Consider the following 19,648-nt stretch of genomic DNA (forward strand, 5'->3'; position numbering starts at 1 on the left):
CAGGTGCCCCTTTGCAACGTGCAAATTCCCCTTTAGTTTTAAGCCGGGCTGGATTTTTCCCGGCGGGCAGGCGTAGGAACGACGAACCAACCCGAAAACGCTATGAAGCAGCTGTGGAGTCCCTGGCGTTCGCAGCACATCGAACGTGTGGTCGAGCAGCCGCTCAGCCGGCCGGGCGAGCCCTCGCTGTTCGTGCGCCTGGCCGCCGAGAACCGCGATGAGGAAAACCTGATCCTCTGGCGCGGCCAGTATGTTTTTGTTATCATGAATCTGTATCCTTACAATAACGGCCACCTGATGATCGTGCCCTACCGTCAGGTGGCCGACTACGAAGCGCTGACGCCTGAGGAGCAGTGTGAAATGGCCCAGACCGTCGCCCGCTGCATTCGCTGGCTCAAGTATGCGTTGAAGCCCGACGGCTTCAACGTGGGCATGAACATCGGAAAAGTGGCCGGCGCCGGCATCCCGGACCACGTGCACCTGCACGTGGTGCCCCGCTGGGAAGGCGATACGAATTTCATGCCCACACTGGCCGAAACGAAGGTGATTCCCGAGGCGCTCCGCGACACCTACCGCAAGCTCCGGGCGGCCATCGAAGCGCTGGAGTCTGACCACGAGGCCCCTGCCACCACCTCCTGACCCGCATGTCGCTCCCCCCACAGGCTCCCTCCCCGAACGGCCGGGCGCCCTCGCCCTGGCGGGCCCGTCTGCTGGGTTCGGTGGCATTGAGCCTGGTGGTGCTGGGCGTCGTCACCTATTTTACGTTTGACTGGAAGGCCTTTGTCGAGGCGCTCAACGAGGTCAATCCGCTGCTGCTGACGCTGGGCATCGGGACGCTGGGTCTGCGCGTGCTCTTTGGCGCCTGGCGGCTGCACTACGTCTCACACCGGCACCTGACGCTCCGGGCGGCCGCCCGCTGCCAGCTCGTGTGGGACTTTTCGTCGAACGTGACGCCTTCGGCCATCGGCGGCGGCCCGTTCGCCGCGCTGTTCATCGCCCGGGATCAGCGCCTGCCCCTCGGCGAAGCCACTGCCATTCTGCTGTTCGCCATCCTGCTCGATCAGCTTTTCTTTGCCTTCACCATCGTGCTGATCCTCGTGGCCCTGCCTTTCATGCCCGTCCTGCCCTCGGCCATGGGCACGGTGGGCGGCGGCACGTTCGTGCTCTACCTGGGCCTCGGGCTGGGCTGGGTGGCCTTTTTCGCCTACACCACATTTTTCCGGCCGGAGCTGATCGAACGCCTGGCCCGACGTATCCTTCGCTTCCGACGGCTGCGTCGGTTCCGTGAGCGCGTCATCCAGGAGCTGCTCAGCCTGCAGGAACGCACGCAGCTCATCCGCTCCCAGCCGCCCGATTTCTTCCTAAAGGGCTTCCTGCTGACCACGGCGGCCTGGATCAGCCGTCATCTGCTGCTCGTTTTTCTGGTGTGGAGCGTCTATCCCGAGGCCGACGCCGTGCTTGTCTTCATGCGCACGCTGGCCATGACGCTGGGGTCGGTCGTGATGCCCACGCCGGGCGGCTCCGGTGGCGTCGAAGGGCTCTACGTGCTGTTCATCGGCCCGCTCATGCCCCGTCACTTCGTGGCGCCCACGCTGCTGCTCTGGCGCCTGCTCAGCTACTACGTGTTCATCGCGATCGGACTGTTCCTGACAGGCCAGCACATGCAGCGGAGCCTGCGTCGGCGTCGCCAGTTGCGTCCGGCACCGGAACCCGCCGAAGAGTCATGACGCCCGCCGAGCTCGAAGCACGCCTTGCCCGCATCGAGGCGTACGACCTGCGGGGGGTGCACCCGAACCTGCGGCTGGGCACGGCCAGCGACCGCTACGCGGGCTGGATCGGCCAGATCTATCCCGAGCACTACCGCCGCGAGATCAAAACGCGGCCGCGCCGCCTCGAAGGCCGCACCTTCGAAGAGCGCGTGCTGCCCGTGGCCTCGGTGCGCGACTACTTCGAGCACTTCGACGTGCTGGAGCTGGACTTCACCTTCTACCGCCCACTGCGTGAGGCGGACGGTCGCCCCACCGCTTCGCTTTTCACGCTGCAGCAGTACGCCACGCACGCCCCACCCGAGACCCGCTTTCTGCTCAAGGCCCCCCAGCAGTTCTTTGCGGCCACGCTGCGCCGCACGCAGGGCGGTCGCGTCATCTACGAGGAGAACCCGCATTACCTCGACGCCGAGGCCTGCCGCCGTCAGTTTCTCGAGCCGGCCCGCGAGGTGCTGGGCGAGCGCCTGCTGGGCGTGATCTTCGAACAGGAGTACCGACGCGTCGGCGAAAGCCCCGATCCGGAGGCCAACATTGCTGCGCTGGACGCTTTCTTCGACGCGCTGGACGGCGGTGTGCAGGCCCATCTGGAGCTGCGCTCGGCCCATCTGCTCACGCCGGCCTACTTCGACTGGCTGGCCGCACGCGGCCTGGGGTTCGTCTTTAGCCACTGGACCTGGCTGCCACCGATTCGCCGCCAGTGGCGCCTCTGCGGCGAACGCTTCACGGCGGCCGACCGCAACGTCGTCGTCCGCCTGCTCACCCCGCTGGAGATGACCTACGCCGAGGCGTACGCTCGCGCCTATCCCTTCGACCGACCCGTGCCCGAACTGGCCGGCACCCGCCAGGCCCGCGATATGGTGCTCGATGTTACCGCGCTCGTGTTTCGCGCGGCTATGGAAGGCGCGGTCGTGAACGTGATCGCCAACAACCGGGCCTGGGGCAACGCGCCCGATCTGGCCCGTGCGATCGCCCGCCGCGTGCTCGAAGAAGTGCGCCGCCGAAGCCTTCGGGCCTCGGATTGATTTCAACCAACGCTCACAAAGACTTCATCCCACAGAACAAAGCCGTCACTAAACTTCGCGGCTACTGACCTGATGCAACCTCCCTTGCGACACCTTCTCCCACTCGTTTCTGCTCTGACAGGCGCCTCCTCCGCCTGCGTCCCTGATTTCTTCTGTCCCGTTCCACCCCAAACCCTGATGCAAACCGCCATGGAACCGCGTAGCCATGCCTTCGGTGTATCCGCTCTGTTGCTGATGCTGAGCCTTGCGCTGCTATCGAGCGGATGCCAGAAAGAAAACCCGGTGCAGGTGCTGCCCGAAGATGTGGCGGGCACCTACGACTTCACCCACTTCATCTTCATTCCGGATGCGACGGCCATCGCACCGGCCAACGTGCTCGACACGCTGGTGGCCGCAAACACGAACCTGCGGCTGACGGCCAGCGGCCAGTTCGTGCTCAGCTACCAGTTCATCAACGGCCCCGAGTCGCTGATTGCCGGCACGTTCGAAGTGGATGAGCGACGCATCACCCTGCGCGCCTATCCGGGGGCCGAGGCACAGCTCACCTCGCTGCTGCTCGACTCACCCCTGGTGCTCAACCGCACGGACGTCGACGGCGTGCTGGAGGCCAGCATCCGCAAAACCGTGGACCTGGCCGCCTTTTCGAATCGGTATCGGGGCGTGCCACCGATTGAAGGCACCCTGCGGCTGCGGCTGGTGCTGCGCCTGAACACCCCTGCTTCCTGACCGCCCCGTCCACCAAGCCGGAATGCAAGCCATGAATCGCTGGATACTACGGGCAATCCTGCTGGCCCTGCTCGCTCCTTCGGCGCGGGCCCAGGTGGGAGGGGTCAGCTACACCTTCTCTCCCTCGGTCGAATACAGCCGTTTCGAGAAAAACGCGGGGCTGAAGGACAACTACGCCTTTGGCGGCACCATGGGGCTGGGCCTGGGCCGCTACGTCGAACTCAAAGTGCTGGGTCTGATCGGACGGTACGACACGCGTCTGGGCCGGCTCGGCGGGGCCGACTCGACGCTGGCGCCCCGACTGCGTCAGCTTCCCACCCGTTCGGTGCGTACCGAGCGCTGGGGACTGGCCCTGCAGGTCAACCTGCTGCCGGGACCGATCGTGCCGTACCTGACGGCCGGCACGGGTCTACTGCGCCTCCGTCCCGAAGATGACCTGCGCGCCAGCGAAAGCGTCTATTTGATGGGCGGCGGCGGGCTGATGTTCACGGTAGCCTCGCGCTACGCCATTTTCGCCCAGGTGGAAAACCTCGCCTACCGGTACAATCCGGGCGCGGCGTTTCTGCGCGGCGAGGACCTGAACCGCGCCAACCTGCAGCCAGCCAACTTCCGCCAGGTGCTCGTCACGAACTGGATGGGACGCGCCGGCATGCGCCTCTACCTGGGCGGCACCACGTCCGAAGTGGAGGAAGGGCTGTTTTCGCAACATCCCGCCAACTGGCGACCGGTTATCGATCCGTTCGTCGGACAACTCCGCTTCAACCGGGCGCTGGACTTTCCTTCCTCGCAACGCATGGGCGGCTTCTATCTGGGGCTGGCGCTCGGCCCCACGCTCAACCTGCGCGGCTTCTACTGGCGGGCGCTCGACTCGGGCCGGCTAACGGGTACCGAGCCGATGGAAGCCTACGGTGCCGATCTGTACCTGTCGTTTGCCGACGCGCCGGTCACGCCCTACCTGTCGCTGGGCGGCGGCTACCTGAACGTGCTGAGCGGCTACCGGGGCCGTGGCGGTAGCACGCCCGACGATCAGGTGTTCGCCTCGGCCGGCGTGGGCGTGAGCGTACTGCTGCTGGAGGCCCTGCAGCTTCAGGCCGGCGTACAGGGCATCTTCATGACGCGGGACGGCATCGACAACCGGACGGCCCCGGCGCAGGTCTACGGGAGCACGCTTTACACGGTAGGGTTCAGCTTCCGACCCGGTCGGCTCAGCTTTCTGCAGCCCCGCCCGCGTCGGGCTGCCGAGCCATCCGCTCCACTGATCACCGAAGGCGAAGCGCCGACGGCCGAGCCGACCGCCTCGCCCGAGCTGGAAGCCCGCCAGCGACTGCTGGCGCTCCGGGAAGCAGCCCTGACGGCCGAAATCGCCCGGGCCGAAGCAGCGGGCGACTCGCTGCTGGCCGCCCGGCTGCGCGCCGAACGGGAACGGCTTCGGACAGAAATGCTGACGGCCGTCTCGGTGCCTGCTGCGCGTACTACGACCCGCCAGATGATCACACTTCCGGCTCCAGAGCAGGGAGAACTCTACGTGCGCTACGGGCCGGGCAGTTCGCCGCTCGTCGCCGCCCAGCAGCCGGCAACGCCGGCCGCGGCCGCCCCTACGCCGACCACAACGCCCACCTCACCGGAGCTTCAGGCGCTGGAGCAACGCCTGCTGGCACGGCTCGAAGCCATCGAACGCGACCGCCAGGAGCTGGTCCGGCTCGAAAGCCGCCTGGCCCGCCTGGAGGCCCTGCTCCAGCAGATCGGCCGGGGTGAAACGACCGTGCGCATTCAGGCGGCCGATACCACCGTGACCGTGCGTCCTGAAGCAACCCCGTCGGAAGAGAGCTTCCTGCAGGGCTTCCGGGGAGTGGCCGTCTTCGGGGGCGTGAACGCACTCGGCGCGCCACGCCAGCTTCTGATCGGCGTGCGCGGCGACTACGGCACCTGGCTGGGCGGTCGCCTGCACCTGTGGCCCGAGGCCGTGCTGAGCTTCGCCGGGGGCACCAGCGGCTACAACCTGAATCTGAATGCCACCACTCCGCTTCCGGCCCTGCCGGCACCACCGCTTCTGGGCCGACTCGACCTTGAGGCCGAGCCCTACGTCGGCTTCGGACTGGGGCTGCTGGCCTTCAGCAATCCACCCCGCGGTGTGTCCGGCATTCAGACGGTCTGGAACCTGATCCTGGGGGCCGAGCGCACCTACGGACCGGGCGTCCTGTTCGTCGAGTACGTGAGCATGAACTTCTTCTCGTTCAACCGCCTGCAGATCGGCTACCGCCTGGCCTTCTGAACGATCATCCCGGCACCGATCACAAAAAAGCGGCCTTCCACGCGGGGGGCCGCTTTTTTGCTCGGGGATCCGCAACACCCGGCGCCAGTGCCTACCAGCGTCGGGCGCTGCCCTTTCCTTTGGGTACCAGGCGCATCCGGCTCAGCAGCGCCCGCACCTGCCGGGCCGAGGCCTGCGCGCCCCGTTGCAACGTACGATACGTACGCTGCCAGAAGCCCGGCCGTCTTTCCTCCCGCGGATCTTTCGGCGTCGTCATACCTCACGGCCTCTGGTCTAACTTCACGAAAAGCTACCACCGCCACAACAGGTAGTTTCTACAGGATTTAAACTGATGTGTAATACAGAACCGGCGATTCACCGATGCATGATGGCGGCACACCCCATGTGCCGGACATGAGTCGCGGGCATGAGGGGCGGACCGCTGTGTCCGCCCCTACATGGTGGAAACGTTGTCGTTTCTCTGGTAGGCGCGCACCACCGTGCGCGCCCGTGCTCCCCCACATGCACCATGATGTTCCAGAAATCGCGTAAAACAATTTATCAGACGTCATGGTACATGTGCGCAGCCTCCATGACTCCCGCCCTCCCGCCGACGCGCGAAAAACATCCGTGCAATAACGGAACAAAATCCAATTACTCCTGCGCCGCACGACGAAATTGAACCGCAGCCCCGAGCCAGAGCGCCGTAAAAAAGACGGTCCCGACCACCACTTCGCGCGACCAGCTTGCCCCTTCTGTGCCCCAGCCGGCCGCCAGCGCCAGCCCGCCGGCCACCATCTGCGCCAGCGCCACGATGAGCATAACCCACGCCATACCCTGCGGGCGAAAGCGGACGACAAACGCACCCAGCAACCCGAGACCCGGCACGCCCGCGTACATCAGATTGGCCGGATTGTCCTCGCTGCCGATCAGCCCCACGGCCAGACTCACCCAGATCAGCAGAAACGCCGCCGCCAGCGCCATTCCGGCGCCCCACCGATAGGCCGCATGATCCGCCCTGCCGGCCAGAAATGCATAGGCCAGCCCGATGCCCAGCAACATGGCACCCCAGACGACAAAATCACCCGCGCTCCAGTTGAACTGCGTGCTGAGTAGCGTCGCCGGTACCGGCATCAGGAAAAGCACGCCCAGCACCATCCAGCGCATGCCGTACCATCGACGGGTCAGCCGTTCCTTTTTAGGTATTTTCATCGTTGCACCAGATGTTTTGCCCCAAACGCCCCCGCTGGCCGCCGGGTTGCCTCACACTTGACACCCACAGCAGCTTCTCTCTGAAAACGGGACGAGTTACTGCGCTTCGATCGTCACGCGAGCCGGTTGGAGACCGGGGGCGCTGGCCGTGACGGTAATGGTGCCGGGCATGCCACGCCGGGCGCGCACGATGGCCAGCACCAGCCCGTTGAAGGCCGGCCGCTCCGCCGAAGAAAACGGAATGAAGCTGGTCGGGTCGCCGTTGGCCGTGGCCACCAGCTCGCCGGGTCCTTCGACGGTGAAACGCACCGGATTGTCCGCCGTGGGCACGGTTCGCCCTTCTGCATCGACCACCCGCACCGTGATGAATGCCAGGTCGTAGCCGTCGGCCTGGATCCGGACACGGTCCGCCTCGGCGGCCAGCGCGGTCGGCTGGCCGGTGGTCTGCACGACGGCTTCGGCCCACTTCCGGCCGTTTTTATAGGCCACGGCGCGTAGTGCGCCGGGCTCGTAGCGCACGTCGTCCCAGCGCAGGCGGTACTGGTAGGGCCCTTTTTTCTTGCGGCCGAGCGATCGGCCATTGAGGAACAGTTCCACCTCGTCGCCCGAGGTGAACACATGCACGGGCGTGATCTCCCCCACGCGATCCGGCCAGTTCCAGTGGGGCAGGATATGCACCATCGGTAGCTCGGGACGCCAGCGGGCCTGATACAGGTAAAACCGATCCTTTTTGAAACCGGCCAGATCGATGATCCCGAAATAAGAGCTGCGCGAACTGTAGTAGGGCGTGGGCTCGCCCAGATAGTCCCAGCCGCTCCAGACGAAACCGCCGGCCACAAAAGGATGGAGTTCCTGCACGAAAAACACCTTGTCCACCGAAGAGCCAAAATCCGCCGTATATAGCTCATAGCCGCTTACCTGCCTGGTAACCGGATCACCCCCCTGGCCTTCACGAACAGGTGCACTCAGGGCATCCGTAACTGGAAAGAGATAGGCGCCCCGCGAACTTACAGCGGCCGCATTTTCACAACTGATAATCATTTTTGTAGGGAAATGTATGCGAAATGCGCTGTAAAGGGGTGGTGTGGTGATCCCCTGCAAACCAGTATAGGCCGGCATGTCCCGGATCCCTTCGCCCTGATAGTTCAGGCAGATGACGTCCACCACCTCGGCCATCGGCGTCCCCGGCCGGGCGAAATTCATAGACGCCGTCACCGGCCGCGAGGGATCCTCCTCTTTGATGATGCGGGCCAGTCGCCGGGCCAGCTCGGCGCCTTCGCGGCCGCTTCCCTGCTCGCCCACTTCGTTGCCGAAGCTCCAGAGAATGACCGACGGGTGGTTGCGGTCGCGGCGGATAAAGGCGCGCAGGTCCTGCTCGTGCCAGTCCGGAAAGATCAGGTGGAAGTCGAGCGGGGTTTTTCGCATCTCCCAGACGTCGAAGATCTCGTCGAGCACGAGGAAGCCCATGCGGTCGGTAAGCTCCAGCAGCTCGGGAGCTGGCGGGTTATGGGCGGTACGAATGGCATTGGCGCCCATCTCACGCAGCAGTTCGAGCTGGCGCTCGGCCGCCCTTCGGTTGAAGGCCGCGCCCAGCGGCCCCAGGTCGTGATGCTGGTTAACGCCTTTGATTTCGATGCGCTCGCCGTTGACCAGCAGCCCGCGCTCCGGATCGAACTGCAGCGAGCGGATGCCGAAGCGGGTTTCGTAGCGATCGACCGGGCGGCCGTCGAGCCACAGCGTGGTGACGGCCACGTAGCGGTGAGGCGTCTGCGTGGGCGGAGGTCCCCACAGCTTCGGGTTGCGTACCGTCGCCATGCCGGACACCGCGGCCTGTCCCTGCGCCGGTACCCGCACCTGTCGGGGCGGCAATGCAGCGACGGCATCGCCCCGCGGCCGGTCCTCTTCGCCCAGCTCGAAAATCTCTGTCGTAACACGCACCGAGACGGCCCGGGCCCATCGGTTTTCGATGGTCACATCCAGCACAACGGTGGCCGAGTCGGTCGAGACGTAGGGTGTGCGCACGAACGTGCCCCATTGCGCCACGTGCACCGGATGCGTCTTGACCAGCCAGACGTTGCGGTACAATCCACCGCCGGGATACCAGCGCGACGAGCGTGGAAGCACCTCAAGTCGGATGGCAAGCTGGTTTTCCGCGCCCCAGCGGACGTATGGCGTCAGATCCACGCGCCAGGAAGCATAGCCGTAGGGCCAGCCACCCACCAGGTAGCCGTTCAGCCAGACGACAGCGTGAGCCATCGCGCCCTCGACGTCCAGGTAGATCGCCCGCCCCGAATCGGCGGCCGGGATGAAGATTTTCTTCCGGTACCAGGCCACGCCCGGGCTGGGCAGCCAGCCCATGCCGCCGTCCACCTCGGGGTGTGGTTGCTCCACGAAGGGGCCGCGAATGGCCCAGTCGTGGGGCAGGTCTACCCGTTCCCAGCCGCTATCGTCGAAGTCCGGCTGCACGAACGAGAAGTCGCTTCCGGGATGGCCCGGCGGCCTTCTGTAACGTCGGGACGGATCCCTGATGAAGGGATTGCCGGTGGGCAGCACCCAGGGTTTGAGCACGATCACCTCCTGCGGCGCTCCGGTCGTGTCTGCGTCCACCCGGTAGGTCGGCCATACGTCGTAGACCAGCCCGTCGGCCTCCGCCCGGGAGGGATACCTGAAAAAGCGCCAGTCTTCATTGAGCAGAATCCGCGCGCGCAGCAGATCCTGCACAGGTTGTGCCTGCAACGGCAGGACCGTCAGCAGCAGGAGCAGCCCGCCTCCTAAAAACACCCGATAGCGAGAACTGGAGATGCGCATAACAGCCAGGCGTTGCCTCACCGGATATTTTTAGAAAAGCTATCATACGATAGAATCGCAAACAATAATATTAAAACGCTTCAACATTGTTCACAGAAACCGAACAAATCATTCGATGTAATTGATGTGAAATGGCTGGTTTCGGACGCAGGCGGCTGTTATCGCGTTCAGCCTCCAGGAAACGGCGGCGCTACCGTACCCTTATCTCCTGAAAGAGCACGTGGTCGGTGGCCTCCCGGGTCAATCAGGTCCTGGTCGCTCCAGCGGTGCCTGCAAGCCATAGCCGGCCGATAGGTCCCTGCGAACGACGGCAATCCTGGACGCAGGTCCGGGGCTGCTATCTTGCAATCGCTCACCAGATCGACAGCCAGGTTGACCACAGCATTTGAACGGGATAAGCGGGTACGTTTTCAGTGGGCCGGCAACAGCCAGAAGTGGCCGGGTGGGTGTTGCGGTTGTGTTTCCATACGCGACAGCAGCCAGTTTCGCAACGAGACATGGCGACAGAAAACCGGGCTTTAGCACAAGCCATTGCAGAAGCGCGAGAGTTCGAGCCCGAGCGGTATCCGGGAGGGCTCATGATGGCCTTCTTCCGGCTGATGGACGTTCCTCAGGATGAAGCGCCTGAGCTCTGGGCGGAACTGCGCCGGGCGCTTCGGGAAAATCCGCACCTGAGGGATCCGGACGTTCGCGCCTTTCTGGAGCACAGGGAGCTGGCCGAGCGCGGCTACTGGTGGTTCGATCCGGACCGATGGTAGCCGGCCATGCCCTGCTCCGTCCATGACGAGTCCCCGGACTTCCAGCTCCGGGCCAGGCGTTAACGTGCAAGCGCCTCGAGCCGATATGGAAAGCCGCACGGATCAGCTTCAAGGCCGCCTCCTTGCCCAGCACGTCCCACACCATGCGGCCGTCCTTTTCAGATCCTCGTACTCGACTAATCAGCCGTCTTCCTCCGGCTCCCCGCTCAGAGCGATGTCCATGTCGTGCCGATAGCGCTCACGGTCGATCCCCAGCTGTGCTTCGAGCGCCTTGAGTTCGCTGTAGGTGAGCTTGCCCAGCGCGAAAGCTTCGGTGATGCGGCCCCAGAGAATGAGCCGGGCGGCTTCCGTCAACACGCCCTTTTGCCGGGCGCGCTCGATGACCTCTTCGTACTCCGGGTAAAACGAAGCGCTCATGCCCCGTCCTCCGGTTCGCCGATCAGGGCGACGTCCAGGTCGCGCAGGTAGCGTCGGCGGTCGATTTCCAGGAGTGCTTCGAGCCGCTCGAGCTCCTCGAGCGTGAGATCGCCCCGGCCGTAGGCTTCAGAGATGCGGCCCCAGAAGATCAGATGGGCCTCGGTGGTGAGATAGCCGCCCCGGCGGGCACGCTCCAGCGTATCGCGAAGTACTTCGAAGTAAACGCCGCTCATGGCTCCCGGCTTTCGATCGCCGCTGTATCGCCGCCGTGTGCGGCGGCGGGTGGCGAGGGCCGGCACACGCACAGCCCGACCTGGCGGAGGGTTTCTTCAATAGCTCGCGCTTCTTCTACGCGCAGATCGCTTCGGCGATCGAGCCGGAGCCTGACGGCGTCGCAACTGATGCCACTCCGCTATGCACCGCGAGCAGACGGCCGAAGGGGCGTGCTTGCGACCACCGCTCCCCGTAGTCCGGCGCGGCGGCCGCGACGTGCGATGTCCAAAATCCAGAGGACCCTCGCCAAAAATTCGAAAAGCCGGTAGATACACTGACCTACCGGCTTTTCCAGCGGAACGCTCGTAAGAAGCCTTTACGCTCTCTAAAAAATCAACGGCTTATAGAGAAATCCTTGCGGAGGGGGAGGGATTCGAACCCTCGGTGCCCGCAATGGGCACAACGGTTTTCGAGACCGCCCCGTTCGACCGCTCCGGCACCCCTCCGGCGCCCGTAAACGAACAACCCCCACCCCAGGTTCTTCCAGCTTCCTGCAAAGAATGTCTCTTTGAACCTGCTTTTCCCAACGCCTGAACGCGTTCGTGATTTTTCGGCAATCGTCTGATTTTCCAGGCATTCCGCCGTATTTTGAAGCCCAGGCATCCATCGCTCGACGGCCGGGGCCGTGAAGCAGAGTCGCTTCAAGATCTTTTCGGATCCGGTGCACGGATTCATCTCCGTGCCCAAGAACCTGCTGCTGGAGCTGATCGAGACGCCCGAGGTGCAGCGCCTGCGACGCATCCGGCAGCTCGGGCTGGGCCACCTGGTATTTCCGGGCGCCGAGCACACACGCTTCAACCACGCGCTGGGTGCCATGGCGCTCATGCAGGAGGCGCTGGCCAACCTTTCAGAAAAAGGCACGCCCATCTCCGAAGAAGAGCACCTGGCCGCCTGCGCCGCCGCGCTGCTGCACGACATCGGCCATGGGCCGTTCTCCCACACGCTCGAACACCAGCTCATCGAGGGTTTCCGGCACGAAGCCATGAGCCGCCGGCTCCTGCTGCGCCTGAACGAACGCTTTGGCGGCGCGCTGGAGCTGACCATCAAGATCTTCGACGATGCGTACGAACGCCCCTTCTTTCACCAGCTCGTCTCCAGCCAGCTCGACATGGACCGCCTCGACTACCTGCGCCGCGATTCGTTCTACACGGGCGTGGTCGAAGGCAAGGTCGGCGTGCAGCGCATCATCAAAACGCTCCGGGTGCATCCGACGGAAGGCGGCCCCGACAGCCGCATCGTGATCGAGTCGAAGGGCATCTATGCGGTGGAAAACTTCCTGATCGCGCGGCGGCTCATGTACTGGCAGGTCTATCTGCACAAGACAGTGCTGGCGGCCGATGCGCTGCTGCGGGCCATCATCCGACGCGCCCGCACGCTCCTGCAGCGCGGCGACGAGGACGCGGCCGCCCGTTGCTCTCCGGCGCTTCGTTTCTTCCTGGAGCATCCGCTCCACGCCCCGGAAGCGCTGGATCGGGACGACGTAATCGAGACGTTCTGCCAACTCGACGACGTGGACGTGCTGTTCAGCCTGAAGCAGTGGAGCCAGGCGCGCGATCCGGTGCTGGCCGACCTGAGCCGCCGCTTCATTCACCGCCGCTTTTTCCGGACCACGTTTCTGGCCGCGCCACCCTCCGAAGCGCAACTGGCAGCCTGGCACGAGCGGGTGGCCCGGTGGCTGGTGCAGGAAGGGATCGTTCCGGCCACACTGGCCGACGAAGCCGCTTCCTACTACCTGACGGCCGATGCCTCGGAGCACACGGCCTACGAGACCGACGCCGACCCGATTCCCGTCATCGACCGCGACGACCAGATCCGCGAACTCTCACGCACGACCGAAGCCACCGCCATCGACGCGCTGGCCCGCTACGTGGTCAAACCCTACCTCTGTTTGCCCAAGGAGGTGTCGGTCGAAGCTCCGGCGCTTTCGTCCTGATCGGACGCGTCCTGCTGCTTTTCGGCGCGCAACCGCACCCAGAGCTGGTGGCCGGGACGCCGGCGGATCGGCACGGGTCGATCCAGACGACGGGCGCGCTCCATCACCCAGGCGTAGAGCGGACGCCCCTGTGCGTAGGCTTCGAGCGTTTCAGCGTCGGCCAGGTGCTTGTCGGCGTGCGCCCGGAGTTCTTCCACGGAAAACGGCCCGCGCGTTTCCCGGATCTCGGCCGTGCCGATCAGCTTGCCCCCGCTGATGATGCCGATGCGGCCACGCACGCGCGTGGGGTGCTTCCGGATCTCCCAGGTCTTTTTGCCCTCCACAACGAAGCTGGCGTACGGCTCACGAATGAACAGGCCCAGTTCGGGCAGTTCGTCGGCCCGAAAGAGCGTGCCATAACCGACCATGTAGATGGTGTCGGGCTCCAGTACGCGGAGCAGCTCGGGCCGGTGCGTCACCAGCACCAGCGTGATTCCGTAGCGACGGGCCAGTTCGGCGAGTTTGCGTCCCACGCGGGCGGCCGTGCGCGGATCGAGGTGTGCGGCGAATTCGTCGATGAGCAGCAGGTTGGGTCGATGCGCCAGCGCCCAGGCCAGTTGCACGCGCGCCTTCTGGCCGGTGGACAGTTCGGCATAGGGCGCCCGGAAGAGCACGGCGTCGGCCAGACCGGCCGCGTTCAGCACCTCGATGGCCATGGCGGCATCGCCCGTGATCCGGTAAAGCGCCTCCAGCACGGGTTGCGTGCCCAGCTCCGGCTCGGCCTCGCCGGGGATCAGCGCCTGCAGCCGCACGTTGTCGGGCATCCGGATCTCCCCTTCGTCCGCGCGATACAGGGGATCGTCACGGCCGGTGGCCGCCCCGATCAGCAGCCGGAGCAACGTGGTCTTGCCGCTTCCCGAAGCGCCCACCACGGCGTTAACCGTGCCCGGTTCCAGTCGGAAGTCGGCCCGCCGGAAGACATAGGTTTCGATGTCGCGTTCTTCGACGCCGAACGCTTCGAGCGCGTCCCGCACCGGCTCAGACAGTCCCTCGAGGTTCAGCCGGTTGTGATAGCGCTTGGTCACCCGCTTCAGCACCACCGGACCGTTCAGCGGCTCGACCGGCGTAAAGTGCGACCGGTAGAGCCGTCCGCCGTGCGCACGGGCCAGTTCGTCTTCCTGCAGAAAACGCTCGATGGCCTCGCGGGCCGTCTCGTCCAGCGGCAGGTAGAGCACCGGACGGCCCGAGCCCGTCTCGAACAGGAAGACGAATCCGGCCTTTTCCATGAAGGGATGGAAGCGGGCCATCTGCGCCACGGTCTCGACGGCCCGTTTGGGCTGGCGCATGTCGGGAATCCAGCGTTCGCGCACCCAGTCCATCATGCAGCGGAGCGCCTGCACGCCCAGTCCGTCGGCGCGATAGTCCGGGTGGACCACCACGCGGGCCAGCCGGGCCACAGGCGAGCGGGCGCGGGCCAGCACCTTCCCCTGCTCGTCCCACCAGGCCTCCGGTGGTACGTCCTGATCCGGATGGAACGGATGGTCGAACCAGTCCGGCGGAAAGATGCGGCGGCGGATGTCGCGGTCGAGCGTCCCGTCGGGACGACGGCGGTGCAGAAGCGGCAGCGGCGGATCGATGCGCACGTAGCCGACCACTTCGGGTTCGTAGGGCTGGCGGTCGAGCAGTTCCAGCACCAGAAAGCGCGAAGCGCGCGTGGCGTCTTTCAGGTCATGGAACCGCATGGGCCCGTGTCCGGCCGGGCAGTCCGGCCGGGCGTTGGCGGCCCGATAGGTGCCGCACCGCTCACAATACCAGAGGGCCAGCACGCGCTCGCGCGAGGCGTAGTGATACTGCTCCAGCTCCACGATGGCCGCGTAGTCGCGCTCGTAGCGTGCCTCGCGGGCGCGCAGCCGGTAGCGGTAAAGCACCCGATCGGAAAAAAGCGAGCGGCGCTCCAGCGTGTAGACGCGTTCGAAAAGCGGCCAGACGGCCACGCGGGCCGTCCGCAGCGCATAGTCGTCGAAGCCGGGCTGCGGTTTTTCGGCGGTGAGCTGCACGCGCTGGCCCACGCGCAACCACTGCGCCACCGTGCCCGTCATGGGCAGCCGCCAGCGATTGCCGTCGTCGGTCTCGACCTCCACAAAGGCCAGGTAGCGATAGGACGGCCGCGCCAGTTCGATATTTTTAATCTGCCCCCGCATCGGATCGTTCTATCAGCATGGCGGTTGCAAAGCTCGCTTCGATAACGTTTTTTATGGCGGGCGTTCCTGTGCTGACCCCAGGAATTTCGTGTTTGTAACAGCCTATGACCACGGCGTTTGGCTTCAATCCTTCGCACGCCCGGCATTATGAGCCCGGGCATGTCGAGCGGCCGGAGCGGCTCGAAGCGATTCGGGAGCGGCTTTCGTCTTCGCCAAACTGGAACCGCTTACAGCACGTCGAACCGCTGGCGGTCGATCTGGACGTGGCCCGCCTGGTGCATCGCCGAACCTACCTGGAGCGGCTGCAACAGGCGCTGCACCGGGCCCCGACCCGCCTCGATCCGGACACCTACGTTCAGCCTGAGAGCCTGACGGTCGCGCTGGAAGCCGTCGGCACCCTGCTGGCCGTCACCCGGGCGGTGCTCGACGGCCACGCCGACAACGGCTTTGCGGCAATTCGCCCGCCGGGCCACCATGCCACGCCCGAGCGCGCCATGGGCTTCTGCCTGCTGTCGAACGTGGCCATTGCCGTCCGCTGGGCCCAGCAGACCTTCGGCGTCGAGCGCGTGGCGATCGTGGACTTCGACGTGCACCACGGCAACGGCACCCAGGAGGTCTTCTATCAGGACCCGAACGTGCTGTTTATCAGCGTGCACCAGTTTCCGCACTACCCCGGCACCGGCCGCATGGAAGAGATCGGTGAGGGGCGCGGCCGGGGTACCACGGTGAACGTGCCGCTGCCGCCTTTCACCGGCGATGCCGGCTACCTGGAAGTCTTCCGCCGGTTGCTGGGACCGATCGTGCGCCGATTCCGTCCCGAGGTGCTCTTCGTCTCGGCCGGCTACGATGCGCACTGGCGGGACCCGCTCAGCGCCATGCAGCTGACCGTGTCGGGCTTTGCGCAACTGGTTTACGAGCTGATGGAATGGGCCGATGCCTGCTGCGACAACCGGCTGATCGCCGCGCTCGAAGGCGGCTACGATGCCGAAGCGCTGGCCGCCAGCGTGGACGCCACCGTCGCCCGCCTGCTCGATCCGATGGCCGAAATCGAAGATCCAATCGGCCCCTCGCCCCATGAGCCCGCCGACGTGCGGGATCTGATCTACGAACTTCGTCTGCTACACAAAGTCGCCTGAAGCCATGCGTACGATCATCGAGCCGTTTCGCATCAAGGTGGTCGAGCCCCTGCGCATGACCACCCGCGAAGAGCGCCGGCGGCTGATCCACGAAGCCCACTACAACCTGTTCAACCTGCACGCCGACGACGTGCTCATCGACCTGCTGACCGACTCGGGCACCTCGGCCATGAGCAGCGCCCAGTGGTCGGCCATCATGCGCGGCGATGAGAGCTACGCGGGGTCGCCTTCTTACTACCGCTTCGAGGCGGCCGTGCGTGCGCTGATGCCTTTCCGCCACATCATCCCCACCCATCAGGGACGCGCGGCCGAAAAGATCCTGTTCAGCATCGTCGGCGGTCCGGGCCGTATCATTCCGAGCAATACGCACTTCGACACGACGCGCGCCAACATCGAAGCCACCGGTGCCGAGGCGGTCGATCTGGTCATTCCGGAAGGCCGCGATCCCGAAAGCCGTCACCCCTTCAAAGGCAACATCGATCTGGATCGACTCGAGGCGCTGCTGCGCACGAAGCGCGACCGGGTGCCGCTCGTCATGCTGACGATCACGAACAATGCGGGCGGCGGCCAGCCCGTCTCGATGGAAAACATCCGGGCCACCCACGAACTCTGCCGGAAGTACGGCGTGCCGCTGTTTTTCGATGCCTGTCGCTTTGCCGAAAACGCCTACTTCATCAAGCTGCGCGAGCCGGGCTACGCCGATCGGAGCGTCCGCGACATCGTGCGCGAGATGTTCTCCTACGCCGACGGCATGACCATGAGCGCCAAGAAAGACGCCTTCGCCAACATCGGCGGCTGGCTGGCGCTCAACGACGACGCCTGGGCCCAGGAAGCCCGCAACCTGCTGATCCTGACCGAGGGCTTTCCCACCTACGGGGGGCTGGCCGGACGCGACCTGGAAGCCATCGCGGTCGGCCTGGAAGAGGTAATCCACGAAGACTACCTGCAGTACCGATTCGCTTCGGTGCAGTACCTGGGGCGGGCGCTGGAGCGGATGGGCGTGCCGCTCATGCAGCCGGTCGGCGGACACGCCGTCTATGTGAACGCCGGCAAGCTACTTCCGCACATTCCTCCGCTGCAGTACCCCGGACAGGCGCTGGCCGTGGCGCTTTACGAGATCGGCGGCATTCGGAGTTGCGAGATTGGCTCGGTCATGTTCGGTCGCCGGGCGGACGGTAGCGAGCAGCCGGCCCCGCTGGAGCTGGTACGGCTGGCTATCCCCCGCCGGGTCTACACCCAGAGCCACTTCGACTACGTGATCGAGTGCTTCGAACTGCTGCTCCAGGAGAAGGACCGGCTGCCCGGCTACCGGATTGTCTGGGAACCGCCCCGGCTCCGGCACTTCACGGCCCGCTTCGAGCCGATCGCCTGAGGCCGTCAGGGAAGCTGCTGGATGTAGACCGGTGCGCCGGTCTCGGCGGCCTGCTGCACCGCCTGTTCCACCAGCCGGGCGCCGTCATGCCCCTGCAACACCTGCGCCTGGCTCGTCGGGGCGGCACAGACAACCCGCACTTCCATCGGCGAGTAGATGCCCCACGTCAGAATGGTGACCAGTTGATTCATGAAAGACAGACGCGTTTCCACGCGTGCCACTCCATGCGGACAGACGCTCGACACGTCAATCGAATCAGGGATCACCAGACCGTTTACAAAGCCGGACACCCACTTTTTCCGATACACGACATCGGATTCAGGCTGGCCGGTGATAATTCGGGCATGATAGCAGCCGCTCAGCACCAGAAAAGCCGCAAGCAGCGGCCAGAAAAAGCGGAATCGTACAGGTTTGCGCATGGCCTGGATACGGTTTGGTGAGCAGAAAATGAAAGACGCCCTGCGCGGTTCAAAACACGTACCCGTCGGCGTTCTCCCTGCGATCTCGCGCGGACGGGGTGCACGTCGCACGCTGGCAACACAACGTCGATGGCTCCTCTTTCCAACGAGGAACCGACCAGAAGCCATGTTGTGTATGATCGTGTGTAAACCTGAGGATACCGCATGGGACGCCTGCATCGCGCACAGGTGCTTCTGGAGCCCGCGCAGTATCAACGCTTGCGCCGGATTGCCGCGCGGCGCTCTCTGGAAGAGGGACGCCGCGTCAGTGTCAGCCAGGTAATTCGTGAATTGCTTGATCAGGCCCTGGAAAAGGCGGAAAGTCCTGAAGAACGGGCCCGGGCAGCCCTTGCGCGGCTTTTTACGCTGGGGGACGCCGTCAGGAAGCGCCACGCGAAGCTTTTGCCGGAGAACTGGCTGAACAGCGATCGCGACGAGCACGACGATGAGCGTTTTGCAGACCTCTTCCCTGGTCGTTGATGCCGGCGTGGCGCTGGTCACGATTCTGCCTCATCCCTATCAGGCGCATGGTCGGCGTTTCTGGCAACACTGGCAGCAGCAGCCGCTGCTTGCACCTCACCTGTGGGTGGCCGAGGTAACTTCAGGGCTGCGTCGGGCGGTCTGGGAACGGGTATTGACGGAAGAGGAAGCCGAGGCGGCGTTGCGGGATCTGCTGGAATTACCGCTGACGCTCACTTCGGATCGCGAGATCGCTGGGCAGGCCCTGAGCTGGGCCGGACGGTTGCAACAGAAGCGAGCCTACGATGCGTTCTACGTGGCACTGGCTGACCAGCGCGGGGCGGTTTTCTGGAGTGCAGATCGGCGCCTGGTGGAAACGCTCCGGCAACAGGGCTTTTCCCGGGCCCGCTGGATTGGAGAAATTTAGCCCGTTTCATCACTAAACCTGTCACATCCCCTGCACGGTCACCACGATCTCGCGCTGGCGGGGGCGAATGTCGCACTCCAGCAGCACGATCTGCTGCCAGGCGCCCAGCGCAGGCAACCCGTCGCGCACGGGAACGGTCACCGAAGCGCCCACCAGCGTGGCCTGCAGGTGCGAATGCGCATTGCCATCGTGCCAGGTGTGTTCGTGCAGGTAATGCTCATGGGGCGGGATGAGCCGGTCCATCAACGTGGGCAGGTCGCGCTGCAGCCCCGGCTCGAACTCGATCGTGCCAATGGCCGCCGTGCTTCCGATCACATGTACGTGGACCAGTCCTTTCTGCACGCCCGAACGGGCCACGACGGCCGCCACGTCATCTGTCAGATCCTGCAGATCCCCGTGTCCGCGCGTGCTGCGCCGGAGCGTCTCCTGATGTACGTTCATAGGGTCACG

The 19,648-nt window shown here is 64.9% G+C and carries 19 protein-coding genes and 1 tRNA gene; 11 read left to right on the top strand and 9 right to left on the bottom strand.

All coding sequences use genetic code 11. The annotated features are described in order from the left end of the window. Window positions 1-102 precede the first annotated feature (102 nt). The 5 genes from GYH26_RS10580 (at window position 103) to GYH26_RS10600 (ending at window position 5,786) form a co-directional block, all read left to right on the top strand. Window positions 103-639: an HIT family protein gene (locus GYH26_RS10580; protein WP_161541618.1), complete on the top strand. Its 537-nt coding sequence runs from the start codon at window positions 103-105 to the stop codon at window positions 637-639. Window positions 640-644: 5 nt separating this feature from the next. Beyond that, window positions 645-1,727, top strand: coding sequence for a lysylphosphatidylglycerol synthase transmembrane domain-containing protein (locus GYH26_RS10585; protein ID WP_161541619.1), 1,083 nt, complete (start codon window positions 645-647; stop codon window positions 1,725-1,727). Further along, window positions 1,724-2,788, top strand: coding sequence for a DUF72 domain-containing protein (locus GYH26_RS10590; protein ID WP_161541620.1), 1,065 nt, complete (start codon window positions 1,724-1,726; stop codon window positions 2,786-2,788). Before GYH26_RS10585 ends, GYH26_RS10590 begins: the two co-directional genes overlap by 4 nt. A 189-nt stretch (window positions 2,789-2,977) precedes the next feature. Continuing rightward, window positions 2,978-3,514: a hypothetical protein gene (locus GYH26_RS10595; protein ID WP_242006389.1), complete on the top strand. Its 537-nt coding sequence runs from the start codon at window positions 2,978-2,980 to the stop codon at window positions 3,512-3,514. A 31-nt stretch (window positions 3,515-3,545) separates the two neighbouring features. After that, the gene (locus GYH26_RS10600) at window positions 3,546-5,786 is read left to right on the top strand and encodes a hypothetical protein (protein WP_161541622.1); all 2,241 of its coding nucleotides are present in this window, start codon (window positions 3,546-3,548) and stop codon (window positions 5,784-5,786) included. Between the two features lie 91 nt (window positions 5,787-5,877). Here the strand turns inward: GYH26_RS10600 and GYH26_RS15050 are convergent, their stop codons facing one another. From GYH26_RS15050 to galB, 3 genes are all read right to left on the bottom strand, one after another. After that, the gene (locus tag GYH26_RS15050; protein ID WP_174238083.1) at window positions 5,878-6,042 is read right to left on the bottom strand and encodes a hypothetical protein; all 165 of its coding nucleotides are present in this window, start codon (window positions 6,040-6,042) and stop codon (window positions 5,878-5,880) included. A 377-nt stretch (window positions 6,043-6,419) separates the two neighbouring features. Continuing rightward, window positions 6,420-6,977 (bottom strand): hypothetical protein, encoded by a 558-nt coding sequence (locus GYH26_RS10605; protein ID WP_161541623.1) that lies wholly within the window; start codon window positions 6,975-6,977, stop codon window positions 6,420-6,422. A gap of 96 nt (window positions 6,978-7,073) precedes the next feature. Next, entirely contained in the window at window positions 7,074-9,785 is a 2,712-nt protein-coding gene (galB, locus tag GYH26_RS10610) for a beta-galactosidase GalB (protein WP_161541624.1), read from the bottom strand. A 497-nt stretch (window positions 9,786-10,282) separates the two neighbouring features. Here galB and GYH26_RS10615 point away from each other — a divergent pair, with 497 nt between their 5' ends. Continuing rightward, window positions 10,283-10,543 (top strand): hypothetical protein, encoded by a 261-nt coding sequence (locus GYH26_RS10615; protein WP_014066572.1) that lies wholly within the window; start codon window positions 10,283-10,285, stop codon window positions 10,541-10,543. A gap of 180 nt (window positions 10,544-10,723) precedes the next feature. Here the strand turns inward: GYH26_RS10615 and GYH26_RS10620 are convergent, their stop codons facing one another. From GYH26_RS10620 to GYH26_RS10630, 3 genes are all read right to left on the bottom strand, one after another. After that, complete coding sequence (locus tag GYH26_RS10620; protein ID WP_161541625.1) at window positions 10,724-10,960, bottom strand: hypothetical protein; 237 nt, start codon at window positions 10,958-10,960, stop codon at window positions 10,724-10,726. Then, entirely contained in the window at window positions 10,957-11,193 is a 237-nt protein-coding gene (locus tag GYH26_RS10625) for a hypothetical protein (protein WP_161541626.1), read from the bottom strand. Before GYH26_RS10625 ends, GYH26_RS10620 begins: the two co-directional genes overlap by 4 nt. Window positions 11,194-11,591: 398 nt before the next feature. Continuing rightward, window positions 11,592-11,679 (bottom strand) — tRNA-Ser (locus tag GYH26_RS10630). Window positions 11,680-11,858: 179 nt separating this feature from the next. On the opposite strand from GYH26_RS10630, the gene GYH26_RS10635 reads away from it, so the two are divergent. Further along, window positions 11,859-13,166 (top strand): HD domain-containing protein, encoded by a 1,308-nt coding sequence (locus GYH26_RS10635; protein WP_161541627.1) that lies wholly within the window; start codon window positions 11,859-11,861, stop codon window positions 13,164-13,166. Here GYH26_RS10635 and GYH26_RS15585 read toward each other — a convergent pair. Further along, a complete protein-coding gene (locus GYH26_RS15585) occupies window positions 13,112-15,346 on the bottom strand; it encodes an ATP-binding cassette domain-containing protein (protein ID WP_161541628.1) in 2,235 nt (744 codons plus the stop codon). The genes GYH26_RS10635 and GYH26_RS15585 overlap by 55 nt on opposite strands. 104 nt (window positions 15,347-15,450) lie before the next feature. Between GYH26_RS15585 and GYH26_RS10645 the strand changes: the two genes are divergently transcribed. Both GYH26_RS10645 and GYH26_RS10650 read left to right on the top strand, forming a co-directional pair. Beyond that, complete coding sequence (locus GYH26_RS10645) at window positions 15,451-16,482, top strand: histone deacetylase family protein (RefSeq protein ID WP_161541629.1); 1,032 nt, start codon at window positions 15,451-15,453, stop codon at window positions 16,480-16,482. 4 nt (window positions 16,483-16,486) lie between these two features. After that, window positions 16,487-17,854, top strand: coding sequence for a tryptophanase (locus GYH26_RS10650; protein WP_161541630.1), 1,368 nt, complete (start codon window positions 16,487-16,489; stop codon window positions 17,852-17,854). A gap of 5 nt (window positions 17,855-17,859) precedes the next feature. Here the strand turns inward: GYH26_RS10650 and GYH26_RS10655 are convergent, their stop codons facing one another. Next, window positions 17,860-18,273: a Bor/Iss family lipoprotein gene (locus GYH26_RS10655; RefSeq protein ID WP_161541631.1), complete on the bottom strand. Its 414-nt coding sequence runs from the start codon at window positions 18,271-18,273 to the stop codon at window positions 17,860-17,862. 204 nt (window positions 18,274-18,477) lie between these two features. On the opposite strand from GYH26_RS10655, the gene GYH26_RS10660 reads away from it, so the two are divergent. Both GYH26_RS10660 and GYH26_RS10665 read left to right on the top strand, forming a co-directional pair. Further along, window positions 18,478-18,792, top strand: coding sequence for a hypothetical protein (locus tag GYH26_RS10660; protein ID WP_161541632.1), 315 nt, complete (start codon window positions 18,478-18,480; stop codon window positions 18,790-18,792). Next, window positions 18,758-19,198, top strand: coding sequence for a type II toxin-antitoxin system VapC family toxin (locus GYH26_RS10665; RefSeq protein WP_161541633.1), 441 nt, complete (start codon window positions 18,758-18,760; stop codon window positions 19,196-19,198). The genes GYH26_RS10660 and GYH26_RS10665 overlap by 35 nt, the downstream gene beginning before the upstream one ends. Before the next feature lie 21 nt (window positions 19,199-19,219). Here GYH26_RS10665 and GYH26_RS10670 read toward each other — a convergent pair whose 3' ends face one another. After that, window positions 19,220-19,639: a secondary thiamine-phosphate synthase enzyme YjbQ gene (locus tag GYH26_RS10670; protein WP_161541634.1), complete on the bottom strand. Its 420-nt coding sequence runs from the start codon at window positions 19,637-19,639 to the stop codon at window positions 19,220-19,222. Between the last annotated feature and the right edge of the window lie 9 nt (window positions 19,640-19,648).

It is taken from the genome of Rhodothermus marinus (assembly GCF_009936275.1).
In the GTDB taxonomy this organism is placed as follows: Bacteria; Bacteroidota; Rhodothermia; order Rhodothermales; family Rhodothermaceae; genus Rhodothermus; species Rhodothermus marinus_A.

Bases quoted from the DNA above. Each gene is read 5' to 3' on its own strand.
- GYH26_RS10620 (WP_161541625.1), bottom strand. From the start codon at position 10,960: ATGAGCGCTTCGTTTTACCCGGAGTACGAAGAGGTCATCGAGCGCGCC.
- GYH26_RS10600 (WP_161541622.1), top strand. From the start codon at position 3,546: ATGAATCGCTGGATACTACGGGCAATCCTGCTGGCCCTGCTCGCTCCT.
- GYH26_RS10660 (WP_161541632.1), top strand. From the start codon at position 18,478: ATGGGACGCCTGCATCGCGCACAGGTGCTTCTGGAGCCCGCGCAGTAT.
- GYH26_RS10605 (WP_161541623.1), bottom strand. From the start codon at position 6,977: ATGAAAATACCTAAAAAGGAACGGCTGACCCGTCGATGGTACGGCATG.
- GYH26_RS10655 (WP_161541631.1), bottom strand. From the start codon at position 18,273: ATGCGCAAACCTGTACGATTCCGCTTTTTCTGGCCGCTGCTTGCGGCT.
- GYH26_RS10650 (WP_161541630.1), top strand. From the start codon at position 16,487: ATGCGTACGATCATCGAGCCGTTTCGCATCAAGGTGGTCGAGCCCCTG.
- GYH26_RS10665 (WP_161541633.1), top strand. From the start codon at position 18,758: ATGAGCGTTTTGCAGACCTCTTCCCTGGTCGTTGATGCCGGCGTGGCG.
- GYH26_RS10645 (WP_161541629.1), top strand. From the start codon at position 15,451: ATGACCACGGCGTTTGGCTTCAATCCTTCGCACGCCCGGCATTATGAG.
- GYH26_RS10615 (WP_014066572.1), top strand. From the start codon at position 10,283: ATGGCGACAGAAAACCGGGCTTTAGCACAAGCCATTGCAGAAGCGCGA.
- GYH26_RS10670 (WP_161541634.1), bottom strand. From the start codon at position 19,639: ATGAACGTACATCAGGAGACGCTCCGGCGCAGCACGCGCGGACACGGG.
- GYH26_RS15585 (WP_161541628.1), bottom strand. From the start codon at position 15,346: ATGCGGGGGCAGATTAAAAATATCGAACTGGCGCGGCCGTCCTATCGC.
- GYH26_RS10625 (WP_161541626.1), bottom strand. From the start codon at position 11,193: ATGAGCGGCGTTTACTTCGAAGTACTTCGCGATACGCTGGAGCGTGCC.
- galB (WP_161541624.1), bottom strand. From the start codon at position 9,785: ATGCGCATCTCCAGTTCTCGCTATCGGGTGTTTTTAGGAGGCGGGCTG.
- GYH26_RS10580 (WP_161541618.1), top strand. From the start codon at position 103: ATGAAGCAGCTGTGGAGTCCCTGGCGTTCGCAGCACATCGAACGTGTG.
- GYH26_RS10595 (WP_242006389.1), top strand. From the start codon at position 2,978: ATGGAACCGCGTAGCCATGCCTTCGGTGTATCCGCTCTGTTGCTGATG.
- GYH26_RS10590 (WP_161541620.1), top strand. From the start codon at position 1,724: ATGACGCCCGCCGAGCTCGAAGCACGCCTTGCCCGCATCGAGGCGTAC.
- GYH26_RS10585 (WP_161541619.1), top strand. From the start codon at position 645: ATGTCGCTCCCCCCACAGGCTCCCTCCCCGAACGGCCGGGCGCCCTCG.
- GYH26_RS15050 (WP_174238083.1), bottom strand. From the start codon at position 6,042: ATGACGACGCCGAAAGATCCGCGGGAGGAAAGACGGCCGGGCTTCTGG.